Source organism: Mycobacterium sp., assembly GCF_049608025.1.
GTDB lineage: Bacteria > Actinomycetota > Actinomycetes > Mycobacteriales > Mycobacteriaceae > Mycobacterium.
Genome location: NZ_JBMYXC010000006.1, coordinates 42,962 through 67,292 on the forward strand (window position 1 = coordinate 42,962; position 24,331 = coordinate 67,292).

At 65.7% G+C, this 24,331-nt stretch carries 20 protein-coding genes and 1 tRNA gene; 10 read left to right on the forward strand and 11 right to left on the reverse strand.

Going from position 1 to position 24,331, the window contains the following annotated elements; all coding sequences use genetic code 11:
• The first annotated feature begins 14 nt into the window (after positions 1-14).
• The 4 genes from ACPGXI_RS03635 to ACPGXI_RS03650 are packed head-to-tail and all read left to right on the forward strand — an operon-like array spanning position 15 to position 4,498.
• On the forward strand, positions 15-767 hold the full coding sequence (locus ACPGXI_RS03635) for an amino acid ABC transporter ATP-binding protein (RefSeq protein ID WP_526650001.1): 753 nt from the start codon (positions 15-17) through the stop codon (positions 765-767).
• On the forward strand, positions 767-1,897 hold the full coding sequence (gene macS / locus ACPGXI_RS03640) for a MacS family sensor histidine kinase (protein ID WP_526649889.1): 1,131 nt from the start codon (positions 767-769) through the stop codon (positions 1,895-1,897). The genes ACPGXI_RS03635 and macS overlap by 1 nt, the downstream gene beginning before the upstream one ends.
• Before the next feature lie 16 nt (positions 1,898-1,913).
• A complete protein-coding gene (locus tag ACPGXI_RS03645; RefSeq protein ID WP_526650003.1) occupies positions 1,914-2,549 on the forward strand; it encodes a response regulator in 636 nt (211 codons plus the stop codon).
• A 44-nt stretch (positions 2,550-2,593) separates the two neighbouring features.
• Positions 2,594-4,498 (forward strand): DUF2339 domain-containing protein, encoded by a 1,905-nt coding sequence (locus ACPGXI_RS03650; RefSeq protein WP_526649891.1) that lies wholly within the window; start codon positions 2,594-2,596, stop codon positions 4,496-4,498.
• Positions 4,499-4,552: 54 nt separating this feature from the next.
• Here ACPGXI_RS03650 and ACPGXI_RS03655 read toward each other — a convergent pair whose 3' ends face one another.
• Positions 4,553-5,818, reverse strand: coding sequence for an adenylate/guanylate cyclase domain-containing protein (locus tag ACPGXI_RS03655; RefSeq protein ID WP_526650005.1), 1,266 nt, complete (start codon positions 5,816-5,818; stop codon positions 4,553-4,555).
• 182 nt (positions 5,819-6,000) lie between these two features.
• Between ACPGXI_RS03655 and ACPGXI_RS03660 the strand changes: the two genes are divergently transcribed.
• Positions 6,001-6,252: a hypothetical protein gene (locus ACPGXI_RS03660; protein WP_526649893.1), complete on the forward strand. Its 252-nt coding sequence runs from the start codon at positions 6,001-6,003 to the stop codon at positions 6,250-6,252.
• Positions 6,253-6,442: 190 nt separating this feature from the next.
• On the opposite strand, the gene ACPGXI_RS03665 is transcribed toward ACPGXI_RS03660, so the two are convergent.
• Positions 6,443-6,519, reverse strand: a tRNA-Leu gene (locus tag ACPGXI_RS03665).
• Between the two features lie 90 nt (positions 6,520-6,609).
• On the opposite strand from ACPGXI_RS03665, the gene ACPGXI_RS03670 reads away from it, so the two are divergent.
• Together ACPGXI_RS03670 and ACPGXI_RS03675 are read left to right on the forward strand one after the other, a co-directional pair.
• Positions 6,610-7,233, forward strand: coding sequence for a two-component system response regulator PdtaR (locus ACPGXI_RS03670; RefSeq protein ID WP_526649895.1), 624 nt, complete (start codon positions 6,610-6,612; stop codon positions 7,231-7,233).
• Between the two features lie 199 nt (positions 7,234-7,432).
• Positions 7,433-8,761, forward strand: coding sequence for an ABC transporter substrate-binding protein (locus ACPGXI_RS03675; RefSeq protein WP_526649897.1), 1,329 nt, complete (start codon positions 7,433-7,435; stop codon positions 8,759-8,761).
• Between the two features lie 62 nt (positions 8,762-8,823).
• Here ACPGXI_RS03675 and ACPGXI_RS03680 read toward each other — a convergent pair whose 3' ends face one another.
• The 4 genes from ACPGXI_RS03680 to ACPGXI_RS03695 are packed head-to-tail and all read right to left on the reverse strand — an operon-like array spanning position 8,824 to position 12,859.
• Complete coding sequence (locus ACPGXI_RS03680; protein ID WP_526649899.1) at positions 8,824-9,636, reverse strand: ABC transporter ATP-binding protein; 813 nt, start codon at positions 9,634-9,636, stop codon at positions 8,824-8,826.
• A complete protein-coding gene (locus ACPGXI_RS03685) occupies positions 9,633-10,589 on the reverse strand; it encodes an ABC transporter ATP-binding protein (RefSeq protein ID WP_526649900.1) in 957 nt (318 codons plus the stop codon). The genes ACPGXI_RS03680 and ACPGXI_RS03685 overlap by 4 nt, the downstream gene beginning before the upstream one ends.
• Entirely contained in the window at positions 10,582-11,571 is a 990-nt protein-coding gene (locus tag ACPGXI_RS03690; RefSeq protein ID WP_526649902.1) for a branched-chain amino acid ABC transporter permease, read from the reverse strand. The genes ACPGXI_RS03685 and ACPGXI_RS03690 overlap by 8 nt, the downstream gene beginning before the upstream one ends.
• A 7-nt stretch (positions 11,572-11,578) precedes the next feature.
• Complete coding sequence (locus tag ACPGXI_RS03695; protein ID WP_526649904.1) at positions 11,579-12,859, reverse strand: branched-chain amino acid ABC transporter permease; 1,281 nt, start codon at positions 12,857-12,859, stop codon at positions 11,579-11,581.
• Positions 12,860-13,118: 259 nt separating this feature from the next.
• On the opposite strand from ACPGXI_RS03695, the gene ACPGXI_RS03700 reads away from it, so the two are divergent.
• The gene (locus tag ACPGXI_RS03700; RefSeq protein ID WP_526649906.1) at positions 13,119-14,327 is read left to right on the forward strand and encodes a branched-chain amino acid ABC transporter substrate-binding protein; all 1,209 of its coding nucleotides are present in this window, start codon (positions 13,119-13,121) and stop codon (positions 14,325-14,327) included.
• 27 nt (positions 14,328-14,354) lie between these two features.
• Here ACPGXI_RS03700 and ACPGXI_RS03705 read toward each other — a convergent pair whose 3' ends face one another.
• Both ACPGXI_RS03705 and ACPGXI_RS03710 read right to left on the reverse strand, forming a co-directional pair.
• Complete coding sequence (locus ACPGXI_RS03705) at positions 14,355-15,611, reverse strand: lipid-transfer protein (RefSeq protein WP_526649908.1); 1,257 nt, start codon at positions 15,609-15,611, stop codon at positions 14,355-14,357.
• A complete protein-coding gene (locus ACPGXI_RS03710; protein WP_526650007.1) occupies positions 15,611-16,033 on the reverse strand; it encodes a Zn-ribbon domain-containing OB-fold protein in 423 nt (140 codons plus the stop codon). Before ACPGXI_RS03710 ends, ACPGXI_RS03705 begins: the two co-directional genes overlap by 1 nt.
• 208 nt (positions 16,034-16,241) lie before the next feature.
• Here ACPGXI_RS03710 and polA point away from each other — a divergent pair, with 208 nt between their 5' ends.
• A complete protein-coding gene (gene polA, locus ACPGXI_RS03715; RefSeq protein WP_526650009.1) occupies positions 16,242-18,929 on the forward strand; it encodes a DNA polymerase I in 2,688 nt (895 codons plus the stop codon).
• A gap of 55 nt (positions 18,930-18,984) precedes the next feature.
• Here polA and ACPGXI_RS03720 read toward each other — a convergent pair whose 3' ends face one another.
• Complete coding sequence (locus tag ACPGXI_RS03720; RefSeq protein WP_526649910.1) at positions 18,985-20,160, reverse strand: PrsW family intramembrane metalloprotease; 1,176 nt, start codon at positions 20,158-20,160, stop codon at positions 18,985-18,987.
• Between the two features lie 149 nt (positions 20,161-20,309).
• Here ACPGXI_RS03720 and rpsA point away from each other — a divergent pair, with 149 nt between their 5' ends.
• Positions 20,310-21,752 (forward strand): 30S ribosomal protein S1, encoded by a 1,443-nt coding sequence (gene rpsA, locus ACPGXI_RS03725; protein ID WP_526649912.1) that lies wholly within the window; start codon positions 20,310-20,312, stop codon positions 21,750-21,752.
• 28 nt (positions 21,753-21,780) lie between these two features.
• Here rpsA and ACPGXI_RS03730 read toward each other — a convergent pair whose 3' ends face one another.
• On the reverse strand, positions 21,781-22,806 hold the full coding sequence (locus tag ACPGXI_RS03730; RefSeq protein ID WP_526649914.1) for a CNNM domain-containing protein: 1,026 nt from the start codon (positions 22,804-22,806) through the stop codon (positions 21,781-21,783).
• Positions 22,803-24,212: a CNNM domain-containing protein gene (locus tag ACPGXI_RS03735; protein WP_526649916.1), complete on the reverse strand. Its 1,410-nt coding sequence runs from the start codon at positions 24,210-24,212 to the stop codon at positions 22,803-22,805. Before ACPGXI_RS03735 ends, ACPGXI_RS03730 begins: the two co-directional genes overlap by 4 nt.
• Positions 24,213-24,331: the final 119 nt, after the last annotated feature.

A 24,331-nucleotide genomic window follows, 5' to 3' on the forward strand; every position in this document is an offset into this window, starting at 1 on the left:
CGAACGCGAGGCCGATGGTCAAGGCGGAAATGGTCTGCAAGAACTTCGGAGCGCTCAAGGTACTCAAGGGCATCACCCTGGAAGTTCAGAAGGGCGAGGTCCTGGTGCTGGTCGGACCGTCCGGTTCGGGGAAGTCCACATTTCTGCGCTGCATCAACCACCTGGAAACCGTCAACGCCGGGCGGCTCTACGTCGACGGCGATCTCGTCGGGTACCACGAGAAGAACGGCAAACTGCACGAGATGAAGCCGCGCGACGTCGCCAAACAACGTCGCGATGTGGGAATGGTCTTCCAGCACTTCAACTTGTTCCCGCACCGCACAGCGCTGGGCAACATCGCCGAGTCGCCCGTTCACGTCAAGGGCGTCAAGAAGAAGCTCGCACTTGACCGGGCCAGGGAGCTGCTGGACCGGGTGGGTCTGGCCGACAAGGCTGATGCCTACCCCGCGCAGTTGTCGGGGGGCCAGCAACAGCGAGTCGCGATCGCGCGGGCGTTGGCGATGGACCCAAAGCTCATGCTGTTCGATGAACCGACTTCGGCGCTGGACCCCGAACTCGTGGGCGAGGTGCTCGCCGTGATGCAGAAGCTGGCGTCCGAAGGCATCACCATGGTGGTGGTCACCCACGAGATGGGATTCGCCCGCGAGGTCGCCGACGAGGTGGCGTTCATGGACGGTGGGGTAGTCGTCGAACGCGGAGACCCAAGCGAGCTGTTGAGTAACCCTAAACACGAACGGACGAAAGCGTTTCTCTCCAAGGTGATGTAGTGCGCGACGCGTCCACGCCGCTCTGGCGTGCCGCGCAGGTATTCCGTCTGCTCAGTTGCATCTATGCGGTGGGCTTCCAGCTCACGATCAATCAGGACCTCGAGCATCCGGCAGCCGGCTGGGTGCTGTCAGCGGTCCTGATCGCGTGGAGTGCCTTGTGTGCCCTCGGCTATTTGCAGGGCTGGGGCCGTCGGCCGGCCTGGGTGGTCGCCGAGATGGTCGTCGTGGTGGCGCTGATGCTCTCGACCGAGGTGATCGCCTCTGACCAGTGGGTGCTGGACAACCAATCCTGGCCGACCACGCTGTGGGCCACCAACGCGACCGTCTCCGCAGCGATCCTGTTCGGACCTGTCGGCGGGATGCTCACCGGTGTTCTGGTCATGGCGACCAGCGCTGCGCTCAAAGGGTATGTCCACATCGATCTGGCCCAAAACGCCACGATCGTGATCGAGCTGGCCGTCGGCCTCGCGGTCGGGCTGGCGGCTCAGACGGCGCGTCGCGCCCACGCCGAACTGGAGCGGGCGGCCCGGCTGTCCGCTTCACTCGAGGAGCGGGAGCGGCTGTCCCGGCAGGTTCACGACGGTGCGATCCAGGTGCTGGCGCTGATGGCGCGCCGCGGGAGTGAGATTGGCGGCGAGACAGCTCAATTAGCCGAATTGGCCGGGGCGCAGGAGCGCGCGTTGCGTCGTCTGGTCAGTGCCGGCGATACAGAAGCACGCCATGCCGGCAGCGCCGACCTCGGAGCGCTGCTGCGACGGCGGGCCTGTGATCAGGTGTCGGTCAGCGTGCCGGCCGACCCGGTTCTGCTGGACTCGGCGGTGGCAGACGAACTCTTCGCGGCGGTGTGCAACGCGCTCGACAACGCCGAGGTACACGCCGGGCCCGGCGCCCATGTCTATGTACTTCTCGAGGATCTTGGCGACCGCGTCACGGTGAGTGTTCGCGATGACGGCGTCGGAATCCCTGAGGGACGGCTCGAAGAAGCGGTCGCGCAGGGGCGGATGGGCATAGCGAAATCGATTGTGGGAAGAATGGATTGGTTGGATGGAGAGGCCCTGCTGAGCACAGGTCCGGAATCGGGTACGGAGTGGGAGTTGACATTGCCGCGCAGTGGGAGCCTCGGTGATTGAGCAGGGTACCTCCGTCATGGTGGTCGACGATCATCCGATCTGGCGCGACGCAGTGGCCCGGGACCTGGCCGACGACGGCTTCGTGGTGGTCGCGACAGCAGACGGGGTGGCAGCGGCCAAGCGTCGGGCGGCGGTCGTGAAGCCCGACGTGGTGGTCATGGATATGCGGATGGCCGACGGTGGCGGTGCACAGGCGACGACCGAAGTGCTGGCCGTGTCGCCGTCCACGCGCATCCTGGTGCTCTCGGCCTCCGACGAACACGACGACGTCCTCGAGGCGGTAAAGGCGGGGGCCATCGGCTATCTGGTCAAGAGCGCGTCCAAGCAGGAACTCGCCGAGGCTGTCCGGGCGACCGCGCAGGGGCGAGCGGTGTTCACCCCCGGTCTGGCCGGCCTGGTTCTCGGTGAATATCGCCGAATTGCCAGGGATTCCCGGGATGCGGCCGGAACTGCCGGGCCGAGTCTGACCGAACGGGAAACCGAGGTGCTGCGCCACGTCGCGAAGGGACTGACCGCCAAGCAGATCGCGTCGCGACTCTCGTTGAGCCATCGCACGGTGGAGAATCACGTACAGGCGACGTTCCGCAAGTTGCAGATCGGCAATCGGGTGGAACTGGCGCGTTACGCGATCGAACACGGCCTCGACGAGTAGTTGTACTCATCGGCTTCTGACTCGCTGACTGCGAAAATGAGAGGATGACAGAACCGCACAATGCCGTAATTTCCCGGCTATCGGCGGATTTCGCCGCGTTATCTCATCAGCTGGCTCGAGTGTCTGCCGATCTCACCACGCTGGATCGGACCCTCGCCGGGAGCCCGCCGCCGGCGGCCCAGGAGCCGGTCACACCACCTCTTCGCCAATATCCCGCGCCGCCTTTTGCCCGATATCCCGCGCCGCCTCATCGTCAGTATCCCGCGCCGCCTCATGCCCGACATCCCGCGCCGACGCCCCCGCAGCCCCCGCCGCCGGCCATGTCTTTCCGGCCGCAGTACCCGCCGCCACCGCCCGGATATCCTCCCCAGCCGACCCCGCCCCCGGCCAAGTCGCCGTCGGAACGTTCGGAAGGCTGGATCGGCAAACTGCTCGCCATAGCCGGAGTCGCGGTCACCCTGATCGGTGTTGTGCTTCTGGTGGTGCTGGCCGCGCAGGCCGGAATTCTGCGGCCAGAGTTCCGGGTGGCCGCCGGCGCGGGGCTGGCCGCGGCCCTGGTCGGCACCGCTTGGTGGCTCAGCGCCCGCCCCGGCGGACGAGTGGGGGCTATCGCGCTGGCGGCCACCGGCATCGCCGCGGCCTACATCGACGTCATCGCAACCACCACGATCTACGGTTGGGTCTCGGCACCTGTTGGACTGATCCTCGCGGCCGCGATCGCCGGCGGTGGTCTGACGCTGGCCCGGCGATGGGATTCCCAACACCTCGCGCTATTGGTGCTGGTGCCGCTGATCGTGCTGGCGCCAGTAGTCACCGACGGCATCACTCTGCTGTTGATCGCATTCATGATTGCCCTGTCCGCGGTTTCGGTTCCGGTTCAGCTCGGTAAGGACTGGATCTGGCTGCATGCCGCCCGCACCGCGGCCGCCGCCTTGCCGTTGATGTTGGCACTCATCGCGCGTTATCTCGATTCCCGCGAGGACCTCTGGCTTGCCGGCGCATGCGCCATCGCGGCGCTGGTGGCCCTGGGATCCGCGCTGATCCTGCTGCCCAGCACCGGAAACCGCGCGGCGATGGCGTTGCTGACCGTGGCCGGTGTGACTCCGGTGTTGTGCGCGGCGCTGGCGGTCGACCACGTGATCGCGGCGTTGATGGCAGCCGCTCTGGCTGCTGCATTGCTGGCGATCGTGCTTGCCGCGCAGTGGTTTCCGGGCGTTCCCGGCGTGGTGCGGCAGGTGTACTCGGCGTTGTCGGCGGTCGCCGTGCTGATCGCGGTGACGATGGCCTTTGACGGCAGAACCGCAGGACCGGTGCTGCTGGCGATTGCGGTCGTGGCAGCCGTAGCGGGCCGCCGTGACACCGTTGCGCGGTGGGCGGCCCTCGGGTTCGCGAGCATCGGCGCCGGTACGCACTTGAGCTACTCGCCGCCGAGTTCTCTGCTGACGCCAACTGTGAATACCACGGCAGCAAGTATTTCCACGATGGTGTCGAGCATCCTGCTGGTGATCTGCGCAGCGGCGCTGGCGTGGTCGTGGGGCCGCGCGGTGCGCGCTGTCTGGGTTGTTGCAGCAGTGGTTATCGTCTACGCCGTCACCTCGTTCACCGTCACAGCCGGTCTGTTGATCGGCGGCGGCGAGCAAGGCTTCTTTGCCGGACATATGGCCGCGACCATCTGTTGGATCGCCATGGGTGCGGCGCTGTTCGGTTACGCCGCGCGCTTGCCGCGCGCCGACCGCTCGGTGCCGATCGGCGGTGGACTCGGTCTGGTCGCCGCCGCCATGGCGAAGCTGTTCCTCTTCGACCTGGGCACGTTGGACGGCATCTTCCGCGTCCTGGTGTTCATCGTGGTCGGGTTGATCCTGCTGGCGATGGGTGCTGGCTACGCGCGACTGCTGGAGAAACAGGACAGGCAAAATGTGAACGCTGCCAACGAATCTGCCGCAGAATGAAGCCGGTATTCTTCGACCGCCCATCGTCGACATGGGTGGGGCCGGCGTCGCTGCTCAACTCGGAGAGCCAGAAGGCGCAACCATGTCGGCTCGTTGGCCGACCAGGTACCAGGTGCGCATGAGGCCCTTGCCCTTGATGTCCACGTAGCCACGTTCCTCGAGCACAAAAGACTCGGACAGCCGCTCATAAATGTTGTCGGGCAGCTGAATTCGGCCCTCTATGTCGGTGGCCTCCATGCGGGACGCAACATTGACCGCGTCGCCCCACACATCGTAGAAGAACTTCTTGGCCCCGACGACACCCGCGACGACGGGACCTGCCGCCATACCTATGCGTAACGGTACGTCGCGTCCCTCGGAATCCTTGAGATCGGCAACGGAGTCGGCCATGTCCAGGGCCAGCAACGCTAGCGCCTCGAGGTGGTCATCGCGCGGGGTGGGGACCCCGCTGACCACCATGTAGGAGTCGCCACTGGTTTTGATCTTCTCGAGGCCGTGCCGATCGACGAGCGCGTCCAGATCCGTGTACAGGCGATCGAGGAACCGGACGAGCTCAGCTGGCGCGGTGTCGCTGGCACGCTTTGTGTAGCCGGCGATGTCGGCGAACAAGATCGACGCGTCGTCGTACTTGTCGGCGATGACGGTGTGGGACGGATCCTTCAGTCGGGCGGCGATGGTCTCGGGAAGGATGTTGGCCAGCAGTCGCTCAGAGCGGCCGTACTCGGCCTCCATCGCTGCCTCCGCGCGTTCGATCTCGCGCAGTGTGTACCAGATGGTGGCGACGATCATCACTGCGGCCGAGACCGTCGAGCTGATGAATCCCGCGGTGAGGATCCAGGAAGGACCCAAGCCCCGGTCATGGGGCACCGTGACTTCGAGGATGATCGTGATCGCCACGCCCACGGCGACGATCATCGAGGCCATCAACATGCGTTCGATGCCGAACACCAACACCACCAGTGACGCGGCGACCAGGAAGTAGAACTGTAGGCCCGTTCCGGTCCCTACGGTGAAGCAGATGAACCCGACCGACAAATAGGCGAACACGACGAACGTCAGAGGTGCGACCAACTCGCCGAACCCGCCCAGCCGCGGAATAATCAGGAACACCGCGGCGCAGATGACGTTGACGGCACCCAGCCACCACAAGGTGCCGCCCAGCACGAGTTGAAACACTCCGAAGGAGGCCGAGACGGCGGCCGCTATCCAGCTGGCGATCGTGAGCACCTGCAGCCGACGGTCGACCCGATCATCGCGGTGCCGGGATGGAGACCAGGCGCGGCTGCTGAGCGCCACGTCGGGGACGCAGATCGGTCGCAGCTTGGCCACGGCCGGAGCCTATCGCCCGATGGCCCCTGAACTGAGGCCCTCGGCGAGATTCGACGAAGGCCGCCGGGCACCGCCACGCCAATCCTTACCGGGATGTTTGCGATGCAAGCAAAGCCAAGCAAACACCTGGCACGGTCGATACGCTGGGCAGTAATCCCCGGAAGGATTCTGACATGAAGACTCGATTGACTACCCTCGCCGGTCTCCTGGTTGCCGGCGGCGCCGCCTTCGCCATCGTTGCGGCACCCTCCGCACTCGCCAACCCAGGGCTCGTGCCGACCTGCGAAGCGACCGAAGCAGGTGGCGGCAGGGAGGGCGGCATGACCACGCTGTGCGAGCAGCCGGGCAACGCTGAACTCAACTCGCGGCCAAGCGTCCTTGCGCCCGGTGCCATGGGCGGCATGGGTGGTTTTGGCATCATCTGATTGACGAGGCGGACGCCGGTGCGGCGCTCCGCGTCGGCGATCAGCGTATGAACTCGGCCTAGGCGTGAGTAGTCGCCACGGCGATCACCACCATGGGCTCCTGGTGGCTACCCTTCGCCAAGGCTCGGCTCCGCCTGCCCAAGCCCCGGCCGCGGGGCCGCGGTAAGGCCCGGTGTATAGCGGCCGGTTTTGGTGCCCTCGGTGAGATTCGAACTCACACTGGACGGGTTTTGAATCCGTTTCCTCTGCCAGTTGGGATACGAGGGCCTCGGCACCACCTGCGCAATGCGCGGTCTCTCACGATAGAGGATGGACCCGCGGTCGCTCATCTGGCCCGCGACCGCCAGAATGGCACCTATGACCGGGTCACCGACAGACTCACCAACCGTGGCAGCCAATTCACATCGCGTACTGATCGCCGAGGACGAGGCGCTCATCCGAATGGACTTGGCCGAGATGCTGCGCGAAGAGGGCTACGAGATCGTCGGCGAGGCCGGTGACGGCCAGGAGGCCGTGGACCTGGCCGGGTCGCTCAGGCCCGATCTGGTGATCATGGACGTCAAGATGCCGCGGCGCGACGGTATCGACGCCGCGTCCGAGATTGCTGCCAACCGGATCGCGCCGATCGTGATCCTCACCGCGTTCAGCCAGCGCGAGCTCGTGGAACGCGCCCGCGACGCCGGCGCGATGGCCTACCTGGTCAAGCCGTTCAACATCAGCGATCTCATTCCTGCCATAGAGTTGGCGGTCAGCAGATTCGGCGAGATCGCCGAGCTCGAAAAGGAAGTCGCGACGTTGTCCGACCGCCTGGAGACTCGCAAACTGGTGGAGCGGGCCAAGGGCCTGCTGCAGGCCAAGCAGGGGATGGCCGAGCCCGAGGCGTTCAAGTGGATTCAGCGTGCCGCAATGGATCGGCGTACCACCATGAAGCGAGTCGCCGAGGTGGTTGTGGAGACCCTCGACACGCCCGCGTCGTCCTGATTTCCGGCCGACAGGACGGTCAGGTTAGTTTGAGTTCCGTGATGTCACATATTGGTCACGGGCCCTTGCTGGGGACTCGTGCCCGTCCGACACCAGTTACGGTCGGTTTTGATCCATTCGGGGCGATCCACCATCCGTTCGACGCTGAACACATCAGGATTGACGACACATCAGGATTGACAAACCAGGAGCCTTCTCGATGAAGCATGGAACCCTCACGCGCGCCTTCGCTGTCATGGGTATCGCCTCGCTCGCGCTGACCGCCTGCTCGAGCAACTCAGGCGAGGACACAGCCGCATCCGGCGAGACCACGGCCGCGGAATCGGCCGAGATCGTCAGCACCGACTGTGAACCCGCCCAGGCGACCGCGGGAGCGGTACCGGTCACCACGCCACTCAAGATCGGCACCCTGCTACCCGAGACCGGCACGCTGGCCTTCCTCGGGCCGCCCGAGGTGGCCGGCGTGCAGGTGGCCATCGACGAAGTCAACGAGGCCGGTGGCGTGTTGGACCAGCCGGTGCAGTTGATCACCGGCGACTCCGGTGACACCACCACCGACACCGCGAACGTCACCGTCGATCGCCAGCTGGCCGACGGGGTCAGCGCGATCATCGGCGCAGCGTCCTCCGCGGTTTCACTCAAGGTGATCGACAAGATCGCCAGCGCCGGCGTCGTGCAGTTCTCCCCGGCCAACACCTCCGACCAGTTCGTCTGCTATCCCGACGAGGGTATGTACTTCCGCACCGCACCCACCGATGTGCTGCAGGCCCAAGCGCTCTCGCAGTTGATCACCCAGGACGGCGCGCAGCGTGTGGTGGTCATGGCGCTCAACGATCCGTACGGGACCGGCCTGGCCGCGAACACGGTCGCCGACCTCGAGGCGGCGGGTATCCCGTCAGACCAGATCAAGAAGATCATCTACGACCCCAACGCCCAGTCCTTCAACGCCGAGGTCGACCAGGCCAAGGAGTTCAACCCGGACGCGGTTGCGGTCATCGGCTTCGAGGAGAGCGCCAAGATCCTCAGCCGCATGCATGAGGTCGCAATCGGGCCGTCTGACGGGATGCTGGTGTACGGCACCGACGGCAACATGGGCAACGCCCTCGGCGAGAGTGTCGCGACCGGACTGCTGACGGGGATGAAGGGCACGACTCCGTTGACGGCGATCGGCCCCGATTTCGAGAACCGCCTCAAGGCCGTTGATCCCGCTTTGATCGACTTCAACTACGCGGGGGAGTCCTACGATGCGGTCGTCATCACCGCGTTGGCGGCCGAACAGGCCAAGTCGACGGCCGGGGTGGACATCGCCGCCAACATCATCGGTGTGACGCGGGACGGCGTGAAGTGCACCACCTTCGCCGACTGCCGGGACCGGATCGTCGCCGGCGAGGACATCGACTACGACGGTGTGACCGGTGAGTTGGCTTTCAGCCCCGCGGGAGAGCCCAGCGTCGGGTCATACGGCAGCCTCGAGTTCGGTGAGGACAATGCGCTCAAGACCAACGACTTCATCGTCGTCCAGGGCTGAGCTGTAGTCGCAGCGCCGGGGCCGCAGTGCACCTTCGGGTGCGGGGCGCCCCCGCGCTGGCTTCAGCGCTCGCGGCTGCCGGCCAGGGTGCCCAGGTACAACTCGATGACCTTGGGGTCGGTCATCAGGTTGCTGCCGGTGTCGGTGTAGGCGTTGACGCCCTGATCCAAGACGTACCCACGGTCGCAGATCTGCAGGCAGCGCCGGGCGTTCTGTTCGACCATGACGATGGAAACGCCTGCGGCGTTGATCTGCTTGCAGCGGATGAACACTTCGTCCTGAAACATCGGCGACAAACCCGCTGACGGCTCGTCGAGCAACAACACGGACGGCTCCATCATCAGCGCCCGGCCCATCGCGACCATCTGACGCTCACCGCCGGACAGGGCGCCCGCCTTGACCTTTCTGCGCTCGGCCAGCAACGGGAACAACTCACTGACCATGGCGAAGCGTGAGGCGAACTTGGACCGGCTCAAGTACACGCCCATCTCCATGTTCTCCTCGATGGTCAGCGAGGAGAACACGTTGCGGTTCTGCGGCACGTAGCCGACGCCCTTGGTCACCATCACGTGGGCCGGCGCCGACGTGATGTTCTGCCCGCGCAGCGTCACCGCGCCCGAACGAACGGGGATAAGCCCGAACAGGGTCTTGAGCAGGGTGGACTTGCCGGCGCCGTTGGGGCCGATGATTCCGACGATCTCGCCGTCCCGCAGGAAGAAGTCGCAGCCCCGCAGGATGTCGACCTCCGGGAGGTAACCGGCCACCAGGCCGTCGGCCCTCAGCAGTGAGCCTGCTGCCAGGCGTGCGTGCTCCTCGGACGTCGCCGCGAGCTCGGCCGGCGACAATTCGTGTGGTGGGTCCGCGGATTCGCTCATCGCTTCGTGCCCTCGTCGTCGTTTTTTTCCCGGGCCGCCTGCTCGATCTGTCTTGCCAGGCGTGCCGTCGCGCCGACGGGGTTACCGTGGTCGTCGAATTCGAGCGGTTGGTCATGGTGGCTGCCCAGATAGGCGTCCACCACCACCTCGTTGCCGGCCAGCACCTGCGGTGTGGATTCGGCGATGATCGAACCCTGGGACATCACCACCACCCAGTCGCTGATATCGCGGATCACGTCCATGTCGTGCTCGACGAAGATCACCGTCATCCCCTCTCCGGGTAGGGATTTCACGTGCTCGAGCAGACTCTGCGTCAATACCGGGTTGACCCCGGCCATGGGCTCATCGAGCATGACCACCCGGGGATCGCTCATCAGCGCCCGGGACATCTCGAGCAGCTTGCGCTGTCCACCCGATAGCGAGCCGGCCAGGTCCTCTGCCTTGGTGTCGAGCTTGAAACGGCGGAGCATCTCGTGCGCCCGTTCGGTGATCTGCGCTTCCTGGGCACGCCAGGTCATGGGTAGTAACGCGGACAGGATCCGCTCACCCGTCTGGTGTTGTGCGCCCAGCCGGACGTTGTCGAGCACCGACATCCGCGCCAGCGCTTTGGTGAGCTGGAACGTGCGGACGACCCCCCGACGCGCCACCTGGTGCGGGTACAGCCTGCCCAGGTTTTCGCCGTCGATCTTCCAGCTGCCGGTATCCGGCCGATCAAATCCGGTCAGAAGGTTGAACAGCGTCGTCTTTCCCGCGCCGTTGGGGCCGATCAGCCCGGTGATGGCGCCGCGCTGAAACTCCAGATGGTCGACGTCGACGGCCTTCAGGCCGCCGAACGATCGCGAGACGTTCTCCACTACCAAGATGGGATCGGATTTGGGTGAACCCGGCTCGGGAGGGGTGTCGGCGAACAACGCTGCCCGGTCGGCAGCGGTTGTCGGGGGAGTGTCAACCATCGAGTTGCACATCCCGTTTTCGCCCCAGCAATCCCTGCGGCCGGAACACCATGAGCAACGCGATCAGGATGCCCAGCAGGATGAATCGGGTCGCACCGACCTGCGCATCAGTGAGGGGCAGGAGGGGGTCGGGGCCCGCGATCGCCTGGCGCAGCACCGCATCGGGGATGGCCAGCAGGAACCAGAACAGCATGGCGCCCACGACCGGGCCGAAAACCGTTGCGGCGCCGCCCAGAAGCAATGCCCCGAACGCGTAGAAGGTCTGGGCGGTTGAGTAGAAGTCGGGGTTAACCGATTTGGTCTGCAAGGCGTTGAAGACACCGCCCATGCCGCCGATGACGCCGCCGAGTACGAGCGCCTGCAGCTTGTAGACGAAAACGTTCTTGCCGAGGGCGCGCGGGGCGTCCTCGTCTTCGCGGATGGCCCGCAGCACCCGTCCCCATGGGCTGCGGGAGAGTAGGTAGACAAAGGCGCACAGGATGAGGACCAGGGTCCAGCCCACAACCATCGCCCAGACGTCGTCACCGACGAACCGTATGCCCAGGAACGAGTACTGCTTGCTGGAGTCGAACGGGCTGAATCGGGTGAAATCGTCGGCGAAATCGTACAACCCGTTCGTCGACCCGGTCACCGGGTCCGACGCGGTCGACCGGAAGATCAATCTCAGCACTTCGGCGGCGGCGATGGTGGCGATCGCCAGGTAGTCGGCACGCAAACGCAGGGTGGGGATGCCCAGCAGGAGGGCCAACACCGCTGCCGCCAGCAACCCGACGATGATCCCCACCCAGAGCGGCTGCTGGTAGGTCACGGTCATGATGCCGACCCCGTAGCCGCCCAGCAGGGCGAAACCGATCTGCCCGAAGTTCAGCAGTCCGGTGTAGCCGAAATGCAGGTTGAGGCCAATGGCGAGCAGCGCGTAGAAGATTGCTGAAGGGCCGACCAACTGGGCCAGCGATGTCTGCAGGGCAGCGACCAGGTCCACGACGAACTCACCCGACCCGTTCTCGGGAACCGAGGATGCCCTGCGGCCGCACGACGAGGATGAAGATGAGGATCAGCAGGCCGCCGACATACTTGAGGTCCGGGTTGATCACCAGAGTGGACAACTGCACCAGCATGCCGACGATGAGGCAGCCCAGGAGCGCGCCGTACGCGGTGCCCAGGCCACCGAGGATGATGCCGGCGAACATCAGCAACAGCAGTTTGAAGCCCATCTCCCACTGGACCCGTCCGCCGAGTTCTGAGAGGGCGAGCAGCACCCCGCCGAGTGCGGCCAGCCCGCCGCCCAGGCACCAGACGAACATGATGACCCGTTCGACATTGATCCCGGAGGCCGCCGCGAGGTCCTTGTTGTCCGCCACCGCTCGCATCGCCTTACCGATTGGCGTCTTCTGCAGCATCAGGGCGACCGCGACGAGCACCACCAGGCTGATCCCGATCGTGAGCAGATTGGTGTCGGTGATGGCTATCGGGCCCCACTGGCGCTGATGGCTGACGGTGGAGTCGGCGAAAGCCTGGGTCCGGTCGGAGAACAGCGCCAGAATCAGGTAACGAAGGCTGATGGCCAGGCCGATGGACACGACCAGTTGCGGGATGAGTCCGACTCGTCGCCGCCGCAGCGGATGCCAGAGGCCGGCGTTGTTCAGCCAGCCCACACCGACACCAGCGATGATGCCCAGCACCGCGGCGCCCACCAGCGGAATGCCGAAGGTCACGTTGAACATCCAGGTGAACACCGCGCCCAGGGTGACGAGCTCTCCATGGGCGAAGTTGGTGAGGCCGGTCGTGCCGAAGATGAGGCTGAGACCGATCGCCGCGACCGCGATGACCAGACCGAACCGCAAGCCGTCGATCATCAGCCGGATGACGCGCTCGTACAGCGGTGTCTCTATCGAAGTGCGGACCTCACCGAAGAGGAAGACCACCGTGTTGGTACGGCCGGCGGCGACATCGCGGGTCACATCGCTCTGCACGCTGACCCCCTCCGGCAGGCTCTCGGGGTCGACTTCGAAGGTGTAGGTGCCGAGGGGCAGATCAAGCTTCCACCGCCCGCGTTCGTCGGAGGTCGCGGTGCCGGCTTCCTCTCCGCCCTGGTCGAAGATCCGCACGACGGCGTCGGCCACCGGCTCGCCGGCGTTGACGAGTCGTCCCGCGACCGGCGCGGTCTCGGTCTCCTGGGCCGCTGCGACGCCCGCGCCCAAGAATGCGGCCGACACTATGAAGGTGACCAGGAGCAGACAGCGTGCGGCGGCATGAGCGCACAGGCTCACTGAGGCAACACCTCCGTCGTTGCGAAATCTGCTCGAAGCGTTTCGGCGACTGTATAGCGTTCGGGTGCATGAAGCCGGATTCTGGATCTCCGGCGCGTATCGACTGTGTTCGGTGCGTTGCTCGCCGGGGTAGCTGATTCCGCCCGCAGACCGTTACGGGCTGGTCTGCCACAGCCGCATGTCACTGGTTGCATTGCTATGTTCTACCGAAGCCACGGCCCCTGCCCGCGGTGGTTCGAGTTCGACACGAGGAGAATGCGTGCGCTGTCGCGTTGCGCGGAGCGCGGTTGCGCTCGGTTCGGCAGTGTTGCTGACAGTCGGGTCAGCGGCGTGCGGTGGGACGCCGACCCTGCCCCGAGTGTCGTCGAATGACCTCACGATCGAACCGCAGGTGGAGATCGACCGCGACGGCGCGGCGGTCGAGGTCGCCGGCGGGGCCGAGCCGGTCAGCCCGGCAGGTGACGGCAACGCAGTGTGCCCACCGTTGTCGATCGCCATGGCAGGCGGGCCTCAGGGGTCCGAACCCGTGCTGGGCATCGACATCAGGAACGGGATCCAGCTGGCAGTGGACCAGCACAACGCGGCGAACCTCGGTTGTCAGGTTCAGCTGAAACCCTTTGACAGCGATGGGGATCCGACCAAAGGCGCAGAGCTTGCCGCTCAGATCGTGGATGACGCGTACACCGTCGGTGTGGTGGGGCCGATGTCCTCGGGCCAGGCGCAGGCGGCCGGTCCGGTGTTCGATCGCGCCGGTCTGGTCGCCGTGACTCCGTCGGCCTCTGCTACCGCGCTCAGCGAGCGCGGCTGGCGAACCTTCTTCCGGGGGATTGCGAGCAACGCGGTTCAAGGCTCGGCCACCGCCGACTACCTGGCGACCACGCTGGGCCACCGCAAAGTCTGTGTCGTCGACGACAGCTCCGACCAGGGGCTCGGCCTGGCCTCGGCGGTTCGTGAAACCCTTGGGCCCAGGTCAGATGCGGCCTGCAACATCGCCGTCGCTCAAGACGGCGCCGATTCCGCTGTGGTGGCCCAGATCAGCGGCGCAGCCCCTGATGGGGTGCTCTTCGCCGGCGACGCGCGAGGGGCCGCCGTCTTGGTGCGGAAACTGCGCGAGGCCGGTTTCGAGGGCGCCTTCGTCACCATGGACGGCTCGATGACCGAGGAATTCGTCGACGAGGCCGGCGGCGCAGCCCGCGATGCCCTGGTGTCGTGTCCCTGTGCGCCGGCTCCTCCGGAGTTCGCCGATGAGTACAAGAGCACCTTCGATCAGCTGCCGGGCCCGTACGCCGCCGAGGCCTACGACCTGGGCACCATTCTGCTCAAGGGGATCGATTCGGGCGCCATCACCCGTGCGGCGCTGCTGGACTTCGTCGCAAGCTACGACGGGCAGGGGATAGCCCGGCGATATCAGTGGGTCGCGGACGGGGAGCTGGCGAATCCCTCGGTCTGGCTCTATCAGGTGCGGTGATTTCTGCGCCCCGGACGGGAAGCGGATTCAGCGCGCGACGACGACTGAGGACCCGTGGCCGAACAGACCCTGGTTGGCGGTGATGCCGACCTTGGCACCCTCTACCTGGCGTCCCGTCGCCTGACCCCGGAGTTGCCAGGTGAGCTCACAGACCTGGGCGATGGCCTGGGCGGGGATCGCCTCGCCGAAGCTGGCCAACCCACCCGAGGCATTGACCGGGATCCGGCCGCCGATGGTCGTCGCTCCGGTGCGCAGCAACTGCTCTGCCTCACCCCGGGCGCACAGCCCCAGGTGCTCGTACCAGTCCAGCTCCAGCGCTGTGGACAGGTCGTAGACCTCGGCCAGGCTCAGGTCTTCGGGTCCGAGCCCGGCCTCGGCGTAGGCGGCGTCGAGGATCTGGTCCTTGAATACCCGTTCCGGCGCGGCGACCACGGCGGTGGAATCGGTGCCGATATCGGGCAGTTCGGGCAGGTGCTGCGGATAACGCGGCGTGACGGTGCTGATCGCGCGCACCGAAGGTACCCCTTCCAGTGACCCGAGATGCTTTTCCGCGAACGACCTGCTGGCCACGATCAGCGCGGCCGCGCCGTCGGAGGTCGCGCAGATGTCGAGCAGCCGGAGCGGGTCTGATACCACCGGGCTGGCCAGCACGTCCTCGACGGAGGCTTCCTTGCGGTAGCGGGCGTTGGGGTTGTCCAACCCGTGGCGCGCGTTCTTGACCTTCACCTGTGCGAAGTCCTCCAGCGTCGCGCCGTAGAGGTCCATCCGCCGGCGAGCCAGCAGCGCGAAGTACACCGTGTTGGTGGCACCGATCAGGTGAAAGCGTTGCCAGTCGGGGTCGTTGCGGCGTTCGCCGCCGACAGGCGCAAAGAATCCCTTGGGCGTGGTGTCGGCGCCGATCACCAGCGCCACGTCGCAGAACCCGGCCAGAATGTGGGCGCGGGCGCTCTGCAGCGCCTGGGAACCGCTGGCGCATGCTGCATAGCTCGAGCTGACGGACACGCCGTTCCAGCCCAGCTTCTGGGCGAACGTCGCGCCCGCCACGAACCCCGGATAGCCGTTGCGGATGGTGTCGGCACCGGCCACCAGCTGGACTTGACACCAGTCCAGTCCGGCCTCCGCCAGTGCGGCGCGCGCCGCGACAGTGCCGTACTCGGTGAAGTCGCGACCCCACTTGCCCCACGGGTGCATCCCCGCACCCAGGATGTAGACCGGTTCGGGAGGTGATGTCGCCGCCGGGGCGGCTCCGGATCCTGATGTCGCCGCCGGGGCGGCTCCGGGCATCACGCGGGCCTCCAGGCGTGCACGACGCGCTCGACGCCGTCGTCATCAACGTAGAGCGGCATCATCACCAGTTCCATCTCGATACCGATCTTCAGGTCGGCGGCCAGCGTGCCTTCGACAACTTTGCCCAGCACGATCAGGCCCTCCTCGGCCAACTCGACAGCAGCGACAGCGAACGGCTCGAAGGGGTCGGCCTGCGGGTAGGGCGGGGGCGGCTGGTATCGGTTCTCGGTGTAGCTCCACAGCCGGCCCCGGCGCGAGAGCGGCACCTGCGCGAGTTCATCCCCGCCGCACCCGGGGTTGGGGCAGTTGTCGGCGCGCGGCGGAAAAACGTAGGTGCCGCACTGATGGCACTTGCCACCGATCAGATACGGGTCACCGGCTCCATCGATGGCGAACCATCCGTCTACTGCAGGTTGCATCGTGAGTCCGGAATCTGACACGCGGTCAGCGTACCCAGTCCGGCCCCCAAACTGAAACGTGTTCCAATCCGTGACTCGCACCAGCGGGACCGGACACGTGTCGCAGCCGGTGCTTAGAGTAAAGGTCGTGAGCCCAGCCAATACCGCATCGGACAGGAAGGCCGGCAGTAAACCAGCTGCTGATCAGAACGCCGAAAAGCCGACCCTGATGCTTCTTGACGGCAATTCGTTGGCCTTCCGGGCGTTCTACGCGCTGCCCGCCGAGAACTTCAAGACCCGGGGCGGGCTGACCACCAACGCGGTCTACGGTTTCACCGCCATGCTGATCAATCTGCTGCGCGATGAGCAACCCGGCCACATCGCGGCGGCCTTCGACGTTTCTCGGCAGACGTTCCGGTTGGAGAAGTACCCCGAGTACAAGGCCGGCCGGTCGGCGACACCCGATGAGTTCCGCGGCCAGATCGACATCGCCAAGGAAGTGCTTGCTGCACTGGGTATCACAGTGCTCGCCGAGGTCGGCTACGAAGCAGATGATGTGATCGCCACGTTGGCCAAACAGGCAGAGAAGGACGGTTACCGGGTGCTGGTCGTCACCGGCGATCGCGACTCGCTGCAGCTGGTCAGTGAGGACGTCACCGTTCTGTACCCGCGCAAGGGCGTCAGTGAGCTGACCCGCTTCACACCCGAGGCCGTCGTTCAGAAGTACGGGCTGACGCCGCTGCAGTACCCGGATTTCGCCGCTCTGCGAGGCGACCCGAGTGACAACTTGCCGGGTATCCCGGGGGTGGGGGAGAAGACGGCGACCAAATGGATCGTCGAATACGGTTCGCTGCAGGAACTTATCGACAACGCCGACAAAGTCAAGGGCAAGGTGGGTGATTCACTGCGCTCCCACCTGTCCAGCGTCGTGCTCAACCGCGAACTCACCGACCTCGTCAAGGATGTGCCGCTGGCGCACACGCCCGACACCCTGCGGATGCAGCCCTGGGACCGTGATCAGATCCACCGCTTGTTCGACGACCTCGAGTTCCGCGTACTCCGTGACCGGCTCTTCGACACGCTGGCGTCGACGGACCCCGAGGTCGAAGAGGGGTTCGAAGTGCGTGGCGGCGCGCTGGAAGCGGGAACTCTGGCGGCGTGGCTGGCCGAGCACAGCAACGGTCAACGTTTCGGCCTGGCGGTGGTGGGCAGCCACCTGGCCTTCGACAGCGACGCTTCCGCGGTGGCGATCGTTGCGGCCGACGGTGACGGCCGCTACATGGACACCTCGGGCTTGAACCCCGAGGATGAGGCCGCGCTGGCATCCTGGTTGGCCGACCCCGGCGCGGCAAAGGCGCTGCATGAGGCCAAGCTCGCGATGCACGACGTGCAGGGTCGCGGCTGGACGCTGGCCGGGGTCAGCGCCGACACCGCGTTGTCCGCCTACCTGGTCCGTCCCGGTCAGCGCAGCTTCGCGCTCGATGACCTGTCGCTGCGCTACCTGAAACGCGAGTTGCGCGCAGATCGCCCTGAGCAGCAGCAACTTTCGCTGCTCGATGACGAGAGCAGCGTCGATGATCAGACGGTACAGACGTTGTTGTTGCGGGCCGGCGCGGTGAAGGACCTCGCTGAGGCGCTCGACGAAGAGCTGGCCCGAATCGATTCCTCGGCGCTCCTGAGCAGCATGGAATTGCCGGTTCAGCGGGTGCTCGCCCAGTTGGAGACCGTGGGTATCGCCGTCGACCTGGAACGGCTCTCGGAGTTGCAGAGTGAGTTCGCGGGCCAGATCCGCGATGCCGCCGAGGCGGCTTATGCCGTGATCGGGAAGCAGATCAACCTCGGCTCACCCAAACAGCTTCAGGTCGTGCTGTTCGACGAGTTGGAGATGCCGAAGACCAAGCGCACCAAGACCGGCTACACCACCGACGCGGATGCGCTGCAGTCACTTTTCGACAAGACCGGCCACCCTTTCCTGCAGCATCTGCTGGCGCACCGTGATGCCACTCGCCTCAAGGTGACGGTGGACGGGTTGCTGAACGCGGTCGCCTCCGACGGGCGCATTCACACGACGTTCAACCAGACGATCGCGGCGACCGGTCGGTTGTCGTCCACCGAGCCGAACCTGCAGAACATCCCGATTCGCACCGAGGCCGGACGCCGCATCCGTGATGCGTTCGTCGTGAGAGGCCCCGCTCCGGGCGCCGGCAGCGGGCCGGAATTCTCCGAATTGATGACAGCGGACTACAGCCAGATCGAGATGCGGATCATGGCCCACCTGTCGCAGGACGAGGGTCTGATAGAAGCGTTCAACACCGGTGAGGACCTGCACTCGTTCGTCGCGTCGCGGGCATTCTCGGTAGCGATCGACCAGGTCAACGCCGAACTGCGGCGTCGGGTCAAAGCGATGTCGTACGGATTGGCCTACGGATTGAGCGCCTACGGTCTTGCCGCGCAGCTCAAGATCTCGACCGAAGAGGCGAAGGTGCAGATGGAGCAGTACTTCGACCGGTTCGGCGGAGTGCGCGACTACCTGCGTGACGTTGTCGACCAGGCCCGCAAGGACGGCTACACATCGACGGTGTTCGGCAGGCGGCGTTACCTGCCAGAACTGGACAGCAGCAATCGCAACGTGCGTGAGGCGGCCGAACGGGCTGCCCTCAACGCGCCGATCCAGGGCAGTGCCGCCGACATCATCAAGGTCGCGATGATCAACGTCGATCAGGCGATCAAAGACGCCGGGCTGGCCTCACGCATGCTGCTGCAGGTGCACGACGAGTTGCTGTTCGAGGTGGTCGACGGAGAGCGTGACGTGCTCGATGCGCTGGTGCGCGAGCATATGGGCAATGCCTATCCGCTCGATGTGCCGCTGGAGGTCTCGGTGGGTTACGGCCGTAGCTGGGATTCCGCGGCGCACTGAGCCAGGGGTGCACTGAGCCAGGGGCGCACTGAGCCAGCGGTGCACTGAGCGCTGCTCACCGACTGCGGTAGCCCGCCATCCGAGCCAGGGCGGGCGATGCGTTCCGCGTCGCGTACACCCCGTAGGTCTCTTCGTTGAGCAGTGCCGCCACCCGTTGGTCACCGAAACCCCGGTCGATGCGATCCCGCACGAACGCCAATTCGACGACCTGGTGAGAAAAGTCCCGCACCGACCTTCCGGCCTGCTTGCCGCCGAATCGGGTCGCCTCTGCGACGGCCAGCTTGCGCGTTCGGATGGACCCCAGCCAGGTCGCCTCGTTGGGTGTCACCACGCCCGCGGCCACCATGCCGGGCAGTTTGGCGGCGACCACTCGCTGTTCGCGGCGCCGACTGCCGATGGCGATCGTGATAGCCAGCCCGAAAATCGGCATCATCCAGAACACATACAGACCGAAGTAGGCCTCGACGCCCAGCAGCGAGGACCCGTTCCACATTGCGTGCAGCAGCACCGCACCGAAGTAGCCGAGCAGAATGCAGCCGGCTTTTCCGATGCCGCTTCGCTTGTGCAGGGCAAACCACACGCCCAGGCCGAACAGCGTGGTGAACAGAGAATGTGCGAAGGGCGCCATGATCAGCCTCAACGCCGCGGTGACCAGTGAGTCGGCAGTCGATTCGCCGTTGGCGATGTAGAGGATGTCTTCCAGCCACGCGAAACCCGCGCCGACCAGCCCCGCGTAGACCAGGCAATCAGTCAATGAGTTCAGCTCTTTGCGTCGTGCACCCGTCATCATGAGCAGCAGGAACATTCCCTTGGCCGCCTCTTCGGTGACCGGTGCGCCGATCACCAGCGTGACGGCGTTGCTCCCGGTTGTCGCGGCAGTGTCCGCCATCCCGGGATAGAGCCAGGCCTCGAGGAAAATCTGCATGACGGAGGCGATGACGACTGCCGCCGAGGTGCCCCAGATGAACGCAAAAACGAGCAGGCGCGGCGGTTCGGGCTCCCACCTGTCGAGCCACACGTAGGCCAGGACCACGATGGTCATCGCGATGCTGGACAGTACGAAGCCGATTGCGGTGCCGACCGGATTGAGCGCAGTCAGCAGGATGATGATGAGACCCGCGACGGTGCCGAGCGCGATGACCACACCCAGCGGTGCGCCGACCGTGCGAACGCGGCGCGCTAACGGCGCAGGGAGTCGATGGGGCTGTCCTCGGGCACCGGTGTGTGACACGTCAGCAGGTTAGCCGCCGGCCCGGCACTAGTTTGTCCTGCGTGTGCCCCGTCGAGTAACCTCTACCGGTACCTGTGTGTGCGATTCGCGGGTACAACCAGAAAAAACACCCATTCCTACGATCACACCTGTCCGGAGCAACCCACCAAATGCCAAGTCCCTCCGTCACCTCGCCGCAAGTAGCCGTCAACGACATCGGCTCGGCTGAGGATTTTCTCGCCGCCATCGACAAGACCATCAAGTACTTCAACGATGGCGACATCGTCGAAGGGACCATCGTCAAGGTTGACCGTGACGAGGTCCTGCTCGACATCGGTTACAAGACCGAAGGTGTCATTCCTTCCCGCGAACTCTCCATCAAGCACGACGTCGACCCCAATGAGGTTGTGTCCGTCGGCGATGATGTCGAAGCCCTGGTCCTGACCAAGGAGGACAAGGAAGGGCGCCTGATCCTGTCCAAGAAGCGCGCTCAGTACGAGCGTGCCTGGGGCACCATCGAAGAGCTCAAGGAAAAGGACGAGGCCGTCAAGGGCACCGTCATCGAGGTCGTCAAGGGCGGCCTGATCCTGGACATCGGTCTGCGCGGCTTCCTGCCTGCATCGCTGGTCGAGATGCGGCGTGTCCGCGATCTGCAGCCGTACATCGGCAAGGAGATCGAGGCCAAGATCATCGAGTTGGACAAGAACCGCAACAACGTCGTGCTCTCGCGCCGCGCCTGGCTGGAGCAGACGCAATCGGAGGTTCGTAGCGAATTCTTGAACCAGCTCACCAAGGGCGCCATCCGCAAGGGTGTGGTTTCGTCGATCGTCAACTTCGGCGCGTTCGTCGATCTGGGCGGCGTGGACGGTTTGGTGCACGTGTCCGAGCTGTCCTGGAAGCATATCGATCATCCCTCCGAGGTCGTCAACGTCGGCGATGAGGTCACCGTCGAGGTTCTCGACGTCGATATGGACCGCGAGCGGGTTTCGTTGTCCCTCAAGGCAACTCAGGAAGATCCTTGGCGGCACTTCGCCCGTACCCACGCGATCGGGCAGATCGTGCCCGGCAAGGTCACCAAGCTGGTGCCCTTCGGCGCGTTCGTCCGCGTCGAAGAGGGCATCGAGGGCCTGGTGCACATCTCCGAGCTCTCTGAGCGCCACGTCGAGGTTCCCGACCAGGTTGTTCAGGTCAGCGACGACGCAATGGTCAAGGTCATCGACATCGACCTGGAGCGTCGCCGTATCTCGCTGAGCCTCAAACAGGCCAACGAGGACTACACCGAAGAGTTCGAAGCGTGGAAGTACGGCATGGCCGACAGCTACGACGACCAGGGCAATTACATCTTCCCCGAGGGCTTCGACGCGGACACCAACGAGTGGCTCGAAGGCTTCGAGAAGCAGCGTGACGAGTGGGAGGCGCGCTACGCGGAGGCAGAGCGTCGGCACAAGATGCACACCGCGCAGATGGAGAAGTTCGCCGCTGCCGAAGCTGCCGAGGCCGCGGCGCCCGCCTCGAACGGCTCCTCGCGTTCCGAGGAGCCTTCTTCGGGAGGGTCGTTGGCCAGCGATGCCCAGCTGGCGGCTCTGCGGGAGAAGCTCGCCGGCAACGCCTAGCCGGCCGCGGCGAAACTACCGGCGCGGTCTAGTCGTTCTGGGCGGAGGCGCCCGTTCGGGGCAGCACCCGGCGCACCACGTCGGTCAGCGTCACGACGCCGAGCAGTTGGTCGCCCCGCTCGACGACCGCCAGCTGGACCCGTTGATCCCGCATTCGCCCGAGTAACTCGTAGACCGGTGTCGTGGCGTTGACGCGGAAGGCCGCGCGCGCGAAGTCCTCGGCTCGCTGATCGTCGGGGGCATCGAGGGTGTCTCGAACGTGCACGACCCGCAGGAACCGGCCGCCGTCGTCCCTCAACAGGATGCGCAGGTGTCCGGACGCCAGCACTGCAGCACGGACATCGGCGACCACGGCTTCGGGACCGACCGAGGTGGGTGCCGCGTTCGGTGTGGTGATCGACTCGACGGTCAGCCCTTCCAGCGTGATGACCTCGCTGATCTGGTCCTGCAGGGTGGGTTTGAGCGTGCCTGCCTGCGTTGAGTACTCGACGAGATGCCGGATGGTTTCGGCGTCGCGGCCTCTGACGGCGGCCCTGTCGACGGGCGTCACGCCGGACCTCGCGACGAGCCAGTTGGCGATGCGGTTGACCCAGCCGAGGAACGGCCGGAACACCCAGATGAACCCACGCGACGGGATGCCGATGATGCGGGCGGCGAGCTCGGGGTGGGCGATCGCCCAGGATTTGGGTGCCATCTCCCCGATGACAAGGTGCAGAAACGTCACGGCCAGCAGGGACAGGGCGAAGGCAGCGCCGCCGGCGAGCCACGGGGGCACGCCCCAGGAGCCTAGAATCGGACCGAGCCGGGCATCGACTGCCGGCTTGGTCACCGCCCCGAGGGCGAATGTGCACGCCGTGATGCCGAGCTGGGCGCCGGCGAGCATGATCGTCAGCTCGTTCATGCCGCGCAGCGCGGCACGAGACGAGCGGCTATGCACCGCGCTCTGCTCGAGACGGTGCCGTCGGGCACCGAGTAGGGCGAACTCGATAATGACGAAGAACGCGCTGAGGGCGATGAGCGCGACCGTGATGGCGGCAACTGCCCACCCGTTCATCCTCGGTCCTCCTGCCCGGCCTCAGAACCCTGCCGGGCCTCAGAACCCTGCTGGGCCTCAGAACCCTGCCGGACGATGAGAACCCGCAGCAGGCTCGGCACAGAGCGTTGCACCCTCAGCACCTCGATCCGCAGCTGCCAGCTCACGGGCTTATCCCCGACGAGGTCGGCCGCGGTCGCAGGTAACTCGACGTGGATCGTGTCCCGCTCTGCGGGCAGACTGCCCACCTGGTGGATGACGAGCCCGCCGATGGTCTCGTAGTCACCCCTGGGCAGGTCGCGCCCGATGGTGCGTTCCACCTCGTCGAGGGGCAGGTCCCCGTCCATGACCCACGCCTCGCCGTCGGACTGGGCCGAGACCTCGTCGGTCGTGTCGTGCTCGTCGCCGATTTCGCCGACCAACTCCTCGGCGAGATCTTCCATCGTGAGGATGCCGCAGAACCCGCCGTACTCGTCGATGACGCACGCCAGCTCGTTTCTGGCCCGCGCGAGTTGCTCCAGCGCGTCTGGGAGCGGCATGGGCGTCGGGACGACGAGCGGCGCCCGCATCACGGCTGTGACCGGGCGTTCGTCGTCGGGTTCGACCGCCAGAATGTCGACGAGTTGTACCACGCCGACGGGCTCCTCGAGTTCGCCGATAACCGGGTAGCGCGTATGTCCGCTCGCCATCAGGGCTCGTAGTTGCGCAATGGAGGTCCCGGGCTCCACCACGTCCACCCGGGCTCGCGGTGTCATGGCGTGCCCGACGTCGCGGTCCGGGAAGTCGAGGATCCGGTCGAGCATGATCGACAGCTCCTCGGGCAGCTCGCCGCTGGCCCGGGAGTCGTCGATGATGTGCTCGAGGTCCTCCGCGGTGGCGCTGCTGTCGAGGTCGTGCACCGGCTCCACCCGCAGCATCCGCAGCACCGTGTTCGAGGCCAGGTCGAAGAACGCGATCAGCCACCCGAAGAGGGCCAGGTACACCTGCGTAGACCGGGCGAGCGACCGGGCGAGCGGCTCCGGGTTGGCGATGGCGAGGTTCTTCGGGTAAAGCTCGCCGAAGATCATCTGGACGACGGTCGCGAGGATGAGCGCGAGCACTGTGCCCACGGCGATGCCGACCCCCGTCGGGACCCCCGCCGTGCCGATCAGTGCGCCCAGCGACTTCCCGATGAACGGTTCGGCGACGAAGCCGACCAGCAGGCCGGTCACGGTGATGCCGAGTTGGGCGCCCGACAGCATGAACGACGTTCGCTGCGTGACAGCCAGCGCCCGCTTGGCCGCGGCGTCGCCGTCGGCAGCCTGCGCGCGCAACCGGACACGGTCCACGGACATGTAGGCGAACTCCTGCGCCACGAAGTACCCGTTGACGGCGATGATGAGCGCGGTCAGCAGCAGTCCGGCGAGCAGCACGAGCACAGTGGTCATGACTGCATCACAACGGAGCGCGAAGCGGCGTGCACGTGGTTGTCCAGCCTTCGAAGGAGTTGGTGGGTGGTTCACCAGCCTACGGTTCTGGGCGGCAATAACGTGTCAACCGGGTGCGG